Below are 12,911 nucleotides of genomic sequence, written 5' to 3'. Positions count from 1 at the left end.
TCCGCTCTTCGCTCAAAGCTGCCAGTCAGTTCCTTTGATATCCTGAAGATTTTCCAGTCGCCGTTCTGCAAACCTGCTCAGAAACGCAGTGTGTCCAGGCGGCATGGATTTAATGTAATGTCTCTGATTTACGGTTTGATTACGCCAGGACTATACCCTGGCCGGCATTCCTGTAAAAAAGGTTCACTGGACAGAATATGTGGTCAATCCACAAGATGACTGTATTAACGCGCTAGGTCTCTGAGGCAGAGATGGTGGGTGACTTTTTCTATGCCAGTTAAAGCAACAAAGCCAGCTCGTTCATAAAAAATGAATGCCAATGGAGGAGCGTTTGTGTTGATAAAATCAAACCAGCGGTCAGAATCCTTAATTATCTCACTGAGCAGGGCACTGCCGATCTGCCTTTTTCTCCATCCTGAGTCTACATAGAGATGTCGCAGACGTCCGATGCCAGTTTCTGAGGTAAATGGATCGATGTTAAGTCCACAAACGCCAACCATTAATCCATCTATAGATGCCCCAATTAGTTTTTCTCCTGGTCTATCAAAGCGATTCTGTCCGCTAAGCCAGTTATCTTGCAGTCGGCGTAACATGTTAAATCCTTCAGCCATGCTCTGCGATCTTAACTCAGCAAATCCTGGGCTGTCCGGGGTAACGCTTGTGAGTTGGATGTCCATAATTCTTCCTGTGATTTCAATTTGCATGGTCTGGACAGAATCATAATTGTGTCCAGTATGACAATTGCACCCTCTCATGGCTAATGCCATCAATGTTCGCTTTGTGCCAGAAGCAGACGTTACTCCCTACCTGTATTTCTGTTCCCGAAAACGACTATGCCAGTCAAGACACTGCAATTCAGTTACCTGAAACATCAGTTTTTTTTTAATTAAGTTCATCTTTATGCCGATAGATATGCTGAATATTTTCAAATAGACAGCCCATATCATTAACCACTTAAAAAAGCAGGAATAAAGATGACAATTACACAGCGATTATTGCTCACCTTTTCACTTCTCTCTACCGCGCTGGTCGCGATGGTTATTGTGGCCGTCTTCGTTGCTGGCGGATTTCAGTCCCGCTTTCAGTATGTGCAGGAAAACACGGTTCCATCGCTTCTGGATCTGGGCAAACTGATTGACGACAGTAATACGCTAATTATCTGGCTGTACCGCCACCAGAGTGCAACAGAACCCCGGCGCCAGGCTGAAGTTGAAAAAAAAATTGATGAAACTATCAGCAATATCAAATCCATGAATCAGTTTTACCTCAGCAACGACATTTCCAATGAGGAAGACCGGCAGTTAACTGAGGATGCATTCTCTACCATAAAAAAAATTGACGCCTCACTTCCGGAGTTTCTTGCTGGCTCACGCGCACAGAATGACGCTGTTGCGCTAGGCGCGCTTCAAAGTAATGACGGCCTTGGCGAATGGGCACGCCAGTTGATTGCAGGTTACAAGAAACAGCTGCAGCTTAATGTGGGCATCAGTAAAGCCCTGAGAATTGAGAACGACCGGAGTTATCAGGTGACACTCTGGAGCCTGATGGGTGGCTCCGCGCTGGCTATCACTATTCTTGCATTCTTTGCGTTGAAAACTATTTTCGCCATCCGTAGTCAGCTGAATGGTATGCGGAAGACCATGGAAACAGCCAGCGAGAAGCTTGACCTTACCCTCAGGGTGGACGAGTCACGCCGGGATGAAATCGGCATGACCGCGAAGGCCTTCAATCAGCTCATCGGCAATGTCTCAGCCTCGCTTTCAAAAGTAGAAGCTTCTGCTCAGTCGGTCAGCTCAGCCTCGGCGCAGATATCTGCCGGTAACGAAGATCTCTCATCCCGTACTGAGGAGCAGGCTGCCTCACTGGAGCAAACGGCTGCCAGCATGTCTGAGTTGAGTGAGACCGTTCGTCAGACCGCAGAAAACACGCGTCTTGCCAGCCAGCTGGCAAAAAATGCGCATGAAATCTCAGAAGACAGTGCAGGTCGTGTGCACACTCTGCTGTCAACAATGAGCGATATCCGGGGAAGCTCATCGAAAATCACCGATATCATTTCACTGATCGAGGGGATTGCTTTTCAGACCAATATTCTGGCCCTCAACGCCGCTGTAGAAGCTGCCCGTGCTGGTGAGCAGGGTCGTGGCTTTGCCGTCGTGGCCGGTGAAGTCCGCAATCTTGCGCAGCGTTCATCGTCTTCAGCGCGTGAAATCAAAGCGCTTATCGAATCGTCTATGGGCTTTGTTCAGGCTGGCTCAGCACAGGCAGAAGGTGTGGGCGAAAATATTGCCAGAATGAACGATGCCGTTCGTCAGGTTACTCATCTGGTCGATGAAATCTCCGTGGCGGCCAGTGAGCAGTCTCAGGGAATCGGACAGGTTCATCAAGCCGTGGATCAGATGGACGATGTAACACAGCAAAACGCCGCGCTGGTTGAAGAGGCTTCTGCAGCCTCACGTTCGCTGATGGAGCAGGCAGCGTCACTTAACCAGCTGGTCAATACTTTCACGCTCGCTTCATTGTCTGTCCCTGCGTCGCCATCACACAGCAATGTAAACCGCCCGGTACCGGCCGCACCCGTTTTGCGCACGGGTCCTGCCGTCGCGGCAGCAGGTGATCAGAACTGGCAAAGCTTTTGATGAGTCAGCGCTTTAATCTGTTTTATTATTAATTCGTCTTGCAGAATTTGCGTTTTCTTCCAGGCTGAAATGTGCCACTTCACTGCTGGAGCTGGCGTCTGCAATAGAATTTGAACGACTTAACTGTTCAACCCGCTGAAGATGGCGGGTTTTTTATCATTAACTGAGAACCTTTCACAATTAAACTGAGAGTAACCAGCCGTTTTACGGTCAGGTTACCTTCGCGCTTTTATCCGCTGCGGATAACATCGCTCTCTGCGGCCCTGCCGTATCCGCTCTGATGCATGCCCACAAGGTGTTCTCAGGTCTGCCTGAAGCGTAACCGAAGATGCCCACGTTAACGTTATCAGACGCGTTGATGTTTCACTGATTGCTCCCACCCTCTTCTTTGGTAAAAGGTCCCTGCTGCGGGTCCGGCAGAATCTCCAGAACCCCCTCCGACGGACGACAAAGCTTTGTGCCGAGCGGCGTCACCACCACCGGACGATTAATGAGGACGGGATGAGCCAGCATGGCATCAAGCAGTTCATCATCGCTGAACTTGTCCTCTGCCAGCCCCAGTTGCTCATACGGTTCCGTGTTTTTGCGCAGTAATTCGCGCACGCTTATTCCCATATCTGCAATCAGTTTTTGCAGCTCGTCGCGGGTCGGCGGCGTCTCCAGATACAGAATCACTAAAGGCTCTACACCACTGTTGCGGATAAACGCCAGGGTGTTACGAGACGTCCCACAGGCCGGGTTGTGATAAATAGTTATGTCAGTCATTAGCGATGTTCCTTTAAGACGGTGCGTACACGCAGCGCCAGATTAAGGTTAAACAGAGAGACGCAGGGCCAGCGCGGCCAGCGTCACAAAAAGCACCGGCAGGGTCATGATAATGCCCATGCGAAAGTAATAGCCCCAGCTGACGCTGATGTTTTTCTGTGCCAGAACGTGCAGCCACAGCAGGGTTGCCAGGCTGCCAATCGGAGTGATTTTCGGGCCGAGGTCGCAGCCAATGATGTTGGCATATATCATCGCCTCCTTCACCACACCCTGAGCGGTGCTGCCGTCAATGGAGAGCGCTCCGACTAAGACCGTTGGCATGTTGTTCATCACTGATGACAAAAAGGCTGTGAGAAAACCGGTACCCATCGTCGCACCCCAGACGCCGTGCTCCGCAAACCGGTTCAGTGCAGCCGATAGGTAATCCGTGAGTCCGGCATTGCGCAGGCCATAGACGACGAGGTACATGCCCAGCGAAAAGATGACTATCTGCCAGGGCGCACCTTTAAGCACTTTACCGGTATCAATAACCGCCCCTTTTCGGGCAACCAGCCAGAGGATAAATGCCGCCACCGCCGCAACCAGACTAACCGGCACGCCGAGTGGCTCCAGACCAAAAAAGCCGGCCAGCAGCAGGAGCAGAACCAGCCAGCCGGCTTTAAAGGTTCGCCTGTCACGAATAGCTTCCCGTGGAAGCTTCAGTCTGGTCAGGTCATAGGTGACCGGAATCTCTTTGCGGAAAAACAGATGCAGCATTCCCAGCGTGGCGGCAACAGAGGCGATATTCACCGGTACCATGACGGACGCATACTCACTAAAGCCCAGCTTAAAGAAATCCGCCGTCACGATGTTGACCAGGTTCGACACGATAAGCGGCAGGCTGGACGTGTCCGCGATAAAGCCGGCCGCTATGACAAACGCCAGCGTGGCAGCCGGGCTGAAACCCAGCGCAAGCAGCATAGCGATGACGATGGGCGTCAGGATAAGTGCAGCACCGTCATTGGCAAACAGCGCCGCCACCGCCGCGCCCAGCAAAATAATGCAGGTGAACAGCAGTCTGCCTCTGCCGCCTCCCCAGCGGGAAACATGCAGAGCCGCCCACTCAAAAAAGCCAGACTCATCTAACAGCAGGCTGATGATGATGACCGCAATAAACGTGGCCGTGGCATTCCAGACAATCTGCCAGACAACCGGAATATCATCGATATGCACCACGCCGGTGAGCAGTGCCAGCGCAGCACCAATAACGGCGCTCCAGCCAATACTGAGCCCTTTCGGCTGCCAGATAACCAGTACCAGTGTCAGGATAAAAACTGCACCCGCCAGAAACATACACTCTCCTTTAATACTGCGCCTGTCATAACGGGCACAGCAATTCAAAATACATATGAAAAAACATATATGTATGTATAAAATTTTTAAATGCAGACAGATTTGCCGTTAGTGGTCACGTTGTCCCGTTCAGCCTGCTTGCTGAGATCCAAAATGTCATCCCGCTGACAAAGATAAGCCTGTTCAATCACTGCTGCCGCCCAGGCGGGCATGTGAGGTGACAACCGGTAATGAATCCATTTGCCCTCTCGCCTGTCAATCAGCAGGCCTGTATCTCTGAGTAAAGCGAGATGCCGCGATATCTTGGGCTGGCTTTCTTTCAGTATAAGCGTCAGCTCGCACACACAGAGTTCGCCTTTTTCGCGCAAAAGTAGGACAAGGTTTAAACGCGTTTCGTCCGACAGCCCTTTGAAGAGCTGAAGAGGAGAAAGCTGGGGCATGATAGAGCTCCCGATAACAGGGGTAAAAAAACAGTGTGACTTTCTATCTCTGTGCCGTCAACACACATGCATCATTCCACATATATTGTTCAGCTGGTTTCACATATTACTGTGCTATGCCCCGGATGGCGCGTACCTGCATGCCCGTTTCTGCGGCTGTCACCGACACCCTTCTGCGCGCTCAAATGTTGACCTCACATCCCTTTCGTTTATAGTTGATTGCCTGTCCGGATAAGAACGGACATCACCGTCAGCGCAGCCTCCACCGTCTCTGCTGGCTAAATTCAGTCCTGCAGGCACCTTTTTGCCTTAAAGGAGAACTCAAAAATCATGCGTCTTACGCCACCCTGAGTCTTCACCCTCCCCTGTCGCACTGAGTAATCTCAGTCGCACACTCGAAAACATCCCGTCTGCGGATGTGCTTTTTTGTACCTGAAACTTTTTGCCCTCCCGGGCTGACTGTATTCAAAATCTGAGAAATTACTATGCTGCTGTCCTCGACGCGTAAGGACTGGCTGGGCAACGTCCGTGGTGACGTCCTTGCTGGTATTGTTGTCGCGCTCGCACTCATTCCAGAAGCGATCGCCTTTTCTATTATCGCTGGCGTAGATCCGCAGGTTGGACTCTACTCCGCATTCTGTATCCCCATCGTCATGGCTTTCTTTGGCGGCCGTCCGGCGATGATCTCTTCTTCAACCGGCGCAATGGCGCTGCTGATGGTCACGCTGGTTAAGGACCACGGGCTGCAGTATCTGCTTGCTGCCTCGGTAATGACCGGCATATTGCAGCTGCTCGCCGGCTACCTGAAACTCGGCAGCCTGATGCGCTTCGTATCCCGTTCGGTCGTGACCGGCTTCGTCAATGCGCTGGCGATACTGATCTTTATGGCACAACTGCCAGAGCTCACAAACGTCACCTGGCACGTCTATGCGCTCACCGCCGCAGGCCTGGCAATCATCTACCTCTTTCCCTACCTCAATAAAACCCTTCCCTCCCCGCTGGTCTGCATCGTGGTGCTGACCGCCATCTCCATGTGGCTGCATTTAGATGTGCGCACCGTAGGCGACATGGGCAAGCTGCCGGATAGCCTGCCGGTGTTCCTTATCCCGGACATTCCACTGAACATGGATACGTTGCTGATAATCCTGCCTTACTCCGCCGGCCTTGCCGTTGTAGGGCTGCTGGAATCCATGATGACCGCCACTATTGTGGACGATATGACCGACACCCCGAGCGATAAAAACCGCGAGTGCAAGGCGCAGGGTATTGCCAACGTCTGTACGGCATTTATTGGCGGCATGGCGGGCTGCGCCATGATTGGTCAGTCAGTGATTAACGTGAAGTCGGGTGGACGGGGGCGGCTTTCCACTCTCACGGCCGGCGTGGTGCTACTGTTGATGGTGATCTTCCTGCGCGATTGGGTGTCTCAGATACCCATGGCGGCGCTGGTTGCGGTGATGATTATGGTTTCCATCGGCACCTTCTCATGGCGATCAATTACGAACCTGCGGACCCATCCGGTTTCAACCAGCATCGTAATGCTGGCGACCGTTGTCGTGGTGGTGGCAACCCACAATCTTGCGTTTGGTGTGCTGACCGGCGTGCTGATTGCGTCACTGAACTTTGCCACAAAAGTGGCCCATTTTATGACAGTCAGGTCGTCACTGGAGGGTGATACCCGAACCTACACAGTGACAGGCCAGGTCTTTTTTGCCTCAGCAGATCTTTTTACCCGCCACTTTGATTTTCAGGAAACTCAGGAACGAGTGGTGATTGACGTAACGTTCGCGCATTTCTGGGACATTACGTCGATCAACGCGCTGGACCGCATCGTGATTAAATTCCGCCGCGAGGGTGCCAGAGTGGAAATCCGGGGCATGAACGACGCAACCCGCACGCTCATTGACCGTTTTGGTGTGCATGACAAACCTGAAGAGGTTGAACGGATAATGGGTGGCCATTAATCCACATGAGATCACTGGCGTGCCAATCCGCACGCCCTATTCCGCGGTGCTGAGAAAGCCTTAATGCGATGAAACAAATACCGACGCTGGCTGCGGAGGCGGGACAACGAAATGACGCTGCATACGTTTTATCTCCTCTGCTGGCGGCAAGCCAAACAGGCGTTTGAACTCGCGATTAAATTGCGACGGGCTTTCATAACCAACGGCATAACTCGCGGCGGCCGCGGTGATCTGCTGGCGTACCATCAGCATGCGCGCCTGATGCAGGCGTATCGATTTCACATACTGCATCGGCGGCATCCGGGTTATCGCTTTAAAATGATGATGGAACGTCGGTACGCTCATTCCCGTCTCCATCGCCAGTTGTGTCAGCGTTAACGGCTCCGCGTAAGTGGCATGGATGCGCTGTAACGCTTTGCCGATTTTGCCAAACTGGCCCTGTAAGGCCAGCGCGGCACGCATTGCGTTGCCCTGTACGCCTGTCAGCACGCGAAAATAGAGTTCACGAAGGCGTGCAGGACCCAGGATCTCCGCCTCAAGCGGATCATTCAGGACTTCGAGCAAGCGCAGCACAGCCGTTTTTACCCTGTCATCCATCATGCTCGACATCATGCTTTGCGGCGCTGCCGAGGGATGCGGGGTGCCATGCTTCTCAATCTGCAGCATCAGTTCAGCGGCAAGCTGAAAGTCCAGATGCAGATACATCGCCAGTAACGGATGTTCTGCCGACGCGTCGGTTTCCATCACAAAGGGTACGGGCACTGAAACCGCCAGATAGCGCTGCTCATCATATAGATAAGTCTGCTGACCGAAATAACCGCATTTACTGCCCTGGCAGACGATCACAATGCCCGGATCGTAAAGGACAGGCGTTCTGCTAAGCGATCGATCGGAGCGCAAAATGCGCACATCAGGTAAGGCAGTGAGGTTGTATCCCTCCTGCACCGCAAGTGTTTTCACCAGAGAAATGATTCCTGACATCCCGCCACCTCATAAAATCAGGCAAGAAAAAGAGAAGATACGGCCTAAGAATGCGGCGATACTGAGAATACCATGCAACCTTCACACTGTATGGGAGTTCTTTTTATGACATCTGCAAAAACCATTTTAATCACCGGCGTCAGCAGTGGCTTTGGTCTCGCGCTGGCACGGGAAGCACTTGCCGCAGGCCATCGCGTCATCGGTACTGTGCGCAACCGCGAAGCCCGACAGGCTTTTGAGGCGCTCGATGCACAGCGCGCCTTTGGACGACTGCTTGATGTCACGGACGTTGAGAGTATTGATAAAGTAGTCAATGAGATTGAGTCTGACGTCGGGCCCATTGAGGTCCTGGTAAATAATGCCGGTTATGGCCATGAGGGCATTCTGGAAGAATCCTCGCTCGCTGAGATGCGACGGCAGTTTGACGTGAATGTGTTTGGCGCAGTCGCGATGATCAAAGCTGTCCTGCCGGGAATGCGCCATCGGCGCCGTGGACACATCATTAATATCACCTCAATGGGCAGTTTCATTACGCTGCCCGGCATAAGCTATTACTGTGGCAGCAAATTTGCACTGGCAGGAATATCGGAGACATTAAGCAAAGAGCTGGCACCCTTTAATATACATGTGACTGCCGTGGCGCCCGGCTCGTTTCGCACGGATTGGGCCGGGCGTTCAATGGTGCGCAGCGACCGCAGTATCCCGGACTATGACGCTTTATTCGACCCCATTCGTCAGGCACGTCAGGAAAAAAGTGGTAAGCAACCCGGAGATCCCGTCAAGGCTGCTCACGCCATCCTGACATTAATTAACAGTCAGAACCCACCCAGGCATTTGTTATTAGGCAGTGATGCATTAACGTTAGTACGGCAGGATCTCGCCGCATTAGGTCGGGAAATAGATCAATGGGAAAACCTCACACGCTCAACGGATGGGTAAACCGTTACTGATACAAAGCGTTCCCTGAATAATGATGGCCGCTCGCACCAGCGGCCATTTCACTCCGGCGCTTTACTGATCTTTATGCTGCCCTTTATTTAAGATGTCATGCGCCTGCACGTCCTGTATTTGGGCACAGCGATGTCTTAATTATCCGTTGCATAACATCATTTCTCCTGTCGAAATAAAACACTGCTGTCTGTATTACCTGATTCCGGCTGTGGTGATGAGCATAGTTTTCATATACGCCTTCTCAAGACGCGCAATTCCGCGTCGATACCCGTACTCTCTGACCACTTTGGGCTGAAAGACAGAAGAACAGGGAAAACAGTTGGGCGCTCACCAGCCGACAGGATATTTAGTGACCAATAATCGTTGTGTGGATTGCGTGAATAGTTCCCTTTACCGGGTTCAGGAAAAATAATCCGCAAAATTACGTCAGTGCGCCATATTTAATGACTGATCGAATTCAAAAAGGATTTACCGGTATGATGCACTCTCAACCTTCCCGCCTGGGCGGCTTACTCTTGCTACTCGCCGCCGTGATGGGCTTCGCGGTCGCTTTGTATGCGTGGCTCACACCACTGACCGGCGTGACTGGCACCATCGGAGCGCTGGGTGTGGCTATTGCCAGCGTAGTACTGGCGTTGCTGACGTTTCTTTTGCGTGGCGCATCCACGCGTGGTGCCCGCATTACGTTAATGGTGCTGACTTTACTCCTGTTGATCGGTATCGGTTTTGCTGCTGCGCTGCTGCATCAGTACATCATTACCGCAGCGATGGTGATCGGCCTGATTGGCCTGATTACACTTAACAATCACTCCGCCCGCCATCGTGTCAACGCCTGAGGAACCCCCTGTGCAAAACAATCACTATTCTCCACTCATGAAAGTCAGTATGACGGCACTGGCGCTGCTGCTTGCGCCGCTCACTCTCCATGCGCAGGATAAAGCCGCAGAAGCCTCAATGGGTGCGCGCGAAAAAGTCGATGCTGAGGCGGCCAATCAACAGTCTCCAGGCACGACAAAAACGACAGATGAAGCATCAAGCGGTACGCAGAGTGCAGAAAATGTCGTCTCTGCGGATAATCCCGCCACCCCATTGGTGCCCGCCTCTGCCACCTGGGACAGCTTTCATGGTCAGCTGAATGCGCAGAAATACAGTCCTCTTAAACAGATTACCGCTGACAACGTCAGCAAACTGAAGAAAGTCTGGGAGTTTCATACCGGCGATGTCTCCGATGGTAAAGGCGATACACCCGCTACCGTCTGGTCAGCAACACCCATTTTTGCCAATCAGACACTCTATATCGGTACACCGTTTGATCGCCTGATCGCGCTTGACCCAGGCACAGGTAAAGAGAAGTGGCACTATGACACTAAATCATCCCGTAAAGCGCTGACTCAGCCGGTTCTGAAAAACCGTGGCGTCTCCTACTGGCAGGCTAAAAATCCGGTTGCCGGCCAGGCCTGTCAGAAGATCGTCTACATGGGAACCGTGGATGGCAAACTTTTTGCGCTGGATGCAGATTCCGGTAAGCCGTGCAGCGATTTTGCGGAAAATGGCATATTAGATCTTAATCAGTGGAACACTGTGAATGCCAAATACCCGCTGTCGGTGCTACAGCCACCCACGGTTGTCGGTAACCATCTTCTGATTGGCTGGGCAGGTAAAGACTGGGCCTATGCTGAAGCCCCTCCAGGCACCGTTTTTGCCGTCAACGCGCAGACCGGCAAACGTGAATGGACATTTGAAGCCATTCCGGCGGAGGTTCGCAAACGCACCGGTACGGCTAACGTCTGGACGCATATGTCTGCCGATGAGGCGCACGGTCTGGTCTATCTGCCTGTCTCGTCGCCGTCTCCTAACTACTGGGGCGGTAACCGCACCGCGCCTATTCCACTAGGTACCTCGACCACGGCACTGGATATTAATACCGGTAAAGTTGTCTGGTCCCGCCAGTGGGTACATCACGATGTATGGGATTACGACATCAACTCTGCGCCAACGCTGATGGATATCACCGTCAACGGTAAACAGATCCCGGCACTGATTCAGGCCACAAAGCAGGGCTTTTTGTTTGTGGTTAACCGTCTGACCGGCGAGGATGTCTGGCCGATTGAAGAGCGACCGGTACCTCAGGGTGATGGATCCGTAGAGGGTGAAGTGCTCTCGCCAACCCAGCCATTCCCAACCAAACCTGCGCCGCTGCTCGATCAGTCGAAAAAACCGGCAATCTGGAAACTGGCGGATGTGGTGGGTGCCGGTCAGTGTTCACGACTGTGGGATAAGCTGACCTATGAGGGTATGTATACGCCGCCAACGACCAAAGGCGAAGGTGCACTGACCTACCCGGACAGTGCCGGTGGCGTACAGTGGGGCGGCGTGGCGTTCGATCCACAAAAACAGATTGCTATCGTTAACACCTCTCACATTGTGCAGTATGTGAAACTTTACAGCCGCAAAGATTATGAAAAAGCGGATAATGGTTCCGGCAATGAAAGCGGTTTTGCCCCTCAGGAAGGCGCGCCCTACGGCCTGCGCCTGATGGTTGCTAATAACTGGCTGGGTATGCCGTGCTGGCAGCCGCCATTTGGTGAAATCGTCGCAATTGATATGCACACCGGTGACGTGAAATGGCGTCGTCCTGTTGGCGCATCACAGCAGTATGGCTTCTTTATGCCAGAAAGCTGGGGCTCCCCGACGATTGGCGGCCCGGCTGTCACGGCGGGTGGCGTCATTTTCATCGGTGCTTCAATGGATGCAAAAGTTCGCGCCTACTCTGTTGAGAGCGGCGAAGAATTATGGTCCGATCAGGCAGAAGCCCCTGCGGTAGCTAACCCATCGGTCTACGAGTACAAAGGCCGTCAGTATGTGGCGTTTGTCGCGGGTGGTAATACCATCCTGAAAGATCAGGTGGGTGATCAGGTGGTGGTTTACGCCCTGCCTGAATAACAGACGCCGAAGAAACGCTAAGTAGCATGGGGCCTCAGGGCCCCATTTTTTTTCGTCCAGGCATCACGTGCCTGTTAAAACCAGACCATTTAACTGCGTTTTGGCCGTAATCCTGTGAAATTTTTACAAGCCTTGTTGACTGATGAGGTGCAGTTCATTTGACCGATTAAAGCACCCCGTTAGCTTTGTTACTGCGCCAGCTTAACCAACCCCGCTTTAGCATGCTTTTTAACCAGCTCTGTAATGGACGATGACGCAATGTTGTCGATCAGGGCTCTGAAATGCACCATTACTCCGGGCCTCGCGGCGCAATTCCTTCCATAAGTGTGTGATGCCTGTCAGTAAGGTTGATATCAGTGATGGCGCATCTGCTGCTCACTTAATGCGAACTGGGTCTGTTGCCCTGTCTGCTTGATCGATGACTGCTGAAATAGTGGCCACTCTTCTGTCGTTCCGGACTGAAGAAGCGATCAGATTCCCATGCATAGGCTGTGCACCACTTAAGTGAAAACAGAGAGTCTATCAGCTGGCCGCTGCAACGCAGCCAGCTGAGCCTGCTAGTTACCGTTGGGATACGCGGGCCGGGCTCGCGGAGCGATCCGAGCCGGATAAGCCGGGTACACAGTGCTGCCCCGATAGTCAGGCAGGCGACCATTATGAGAAGCGAAATGAGAAAGGCATGGGTAATGGCTGCGCCGCTGTGACGGCTCTGTCGCATTAGCGTAGACAAGTCAGCAAAAGTGGCATTGCCGATTTATTAAACAGCCAACAGATAAAATTGCTCTGCCGGTGACAATTCACTGTTGGCTGAATGATGAAATTGACCCTTGCGTATCATGTGCATTAACTCAATGCCAGCCAGTATCGTCTGCGTTCGCCAAATGATTTGAATCCCAGCA

At 52.4% G+C, this 12,911-nt stretch carries 10 protein-coding genes and 1 pseudogene; 5 read left to right on the top strand and 6 right to left on the bottom strand.

Features of this window, described 5'->3' with window-relative positions:
• Nucleotides 1-224: 224 nt before the first annotated feature.
• Nucleotides 225-677 carry a GNAT family N-acetyltransferase gene (locus tag NP77_RS19220; RefSeq protein WP_039661335.1) on the bottom strand — a complete coding sequence of 151 codons (453 nt, stop codon included), beginning with the start codon at nucleotides 675-677 and terminating at the stop codon, nucleotides 225-227.
• 297 nt (nucleotides 678-974) lie between these two features.
• Between NP77_RS19220 and NP77_RS19215 the strand changes: the two genes are divergently transcribed.
• Nucleotides 975-2,636 (top strand): methyl-accepting chemotaxis protein, encoded by a 1,662-nt coding sequence (locus NP77_RS19215; protein WP_039661334.1) that lies wholly within the window; start codon nucleotides 975-977, stop codon nucleotides 2,634-2,636.
• 363 nt (nucleotides 2,637-2,999) lie between these two features.
• Here NP77_RS19215 and arsC read toward each other — a convergent pair whose 3' ends face one another.
• The 3 genes from arsC to NP77_RS19200 all read right to left on the bottom strand — a co-directional run bounded on the left by arsC (nucleotide 3,000) and on the right by NP77_RS19200 (nucleotide 5,173).
• Complete coding sequence (arsC, locus tag NP77_RS19210; RefSeq protein WP_039661333.1) at nucleotides 3,000-3,401, bottom strand: arsenate reductase (glutaredoxin); 402 nt, start codon at nucleotides 3,399-3,401, stop codon at nucleotides 3,000-3,002.
• A 48-nt stretch (nucleotides 3,402-3,449) separates the two neighbouring features.
• Nucleotides 3,450-4,733 (bottom strand): arsenic transporter, encoded by a 1,284-nt coding sequence (locus tag NP77_RS19205; protein ID WP_039661332.1) that lies wholly within the window; start codon nucleotides 4,731-4,733, stop codon nucleotides 3,450-3,452.
• Between the two features lie 86 nt (nucleotides 4,734-4,819).
• Complete coding sequence (locus tag NP77_RS19200) at nucleotides 4,820-5,173, bottom strand: metalloregulator ArsR/SmtB family transcription factor (protein ID WP_008924815.1); 354 nt, start codon at nucleotides 5,171-5,173, stop codon at nucleotides 4,820-4,822.
• Nucleotides 5,174-5,658: 485 nt separating this feature from the next.
• On the opposite strand from NP77_RS19200, the gene NP77_RS19195 reads away from it, so the two are divergent.
• A complete protein-coding gene (locus NP77_RS19195) occupies nucleotides 5,659-7,137 on the top strand; it encodes a SulP family inorganic anion transporter (RefSeq protein ID WP_039661331.1) in 1,479 nt (492 codons plus the stop codon).
• 60 nt (nucleotides 7,138-7,197) lie between these two features.
• On the opposite strand, the gene NP77_RS19190 is transcribed toward NP77_RS19195, so the two are convergent.
• Nucleotides 7,198-8,118, bottom strand: coding sequence for an AraC family transcriptional regulator (locus NP77_RS19190; RefSeq protein WP_039661330.1), 921 nt, complete (start codon nucleotides 8,116-8,118; stop codon nucleotides 7,198-7,200).
• Between the two features lie 105 nt (nucleotides 8,119-8,223).
• On the opposite strand from NP77_RS19190, the gene NP77_RS19185 reads away from it, so the two are divergent.
• The 3 genes from NP77_RS19185 (at nucleotide 8,224) to NP77_RS19175 (ending at nucleotide 12,012) form a co-directional block, all read left to right on the top strand.
• Nucleotides 8,224-9,057: an oxidoreductase gene (locus NP77_RS19185; protein WP_039661329.1), complete on the top strand. Its 834-nt coding sequence runs from the start codon at nucleotides 8,224-8,226 to the stop codon at nucleotides 9,055-9,057.
• A 488-nt stretch (nucleotides 9,058-9,545) separates the two neighbouring features.
• Nucleotides 9,546-9,905, top strand: coding sequence for a hypothetical protein (locus NP77_RS19180; RefSeq protein WP_039661328.1), 360 nt, complete (start codon nucleotides 9,546-9,548; stop codon nucleotides 9,903-9,905).
• Nucleotides 9,906-9,954: 49 nt separating this feature from the next.
• Entirely contained in the window at nucleotides 9,955-12,012 is a 2,058-nt protein-coding gene (locus tag NP77_RS19175) for a pyrroloquinoline quinone-dependent dehydrogenase (RefSeq protein WP_369700129.1), read from the top strand.
• 757 nt (nucleotides 12,013-12,769) lie between these two features.
• Here NP77_RS19175 and NP77_RS19170 read toward each other — a convergent pair.
• Nucleotides 12,770-12,911, bottom strand: a pseudogene (locus tag NP77_RS19170) (IS6 family transposase); the annotation flags it as partial.

Origin of the sequence: Pantoea sp. MBLJ3, from assembly GCF_000816655.1 — a bacterium.
In the GTDB taxonomy this organism is placed as follows: domain Bacteria; phylum Pseudomonadota; class Gammaproteobacteria; order Enterobacterales; family Enterobacteriaceae; genus Pantoea; species Pantoea eucalypti.
This window is presented reverse-complemented; position numbering and strand designations above follow the sequence as displayed.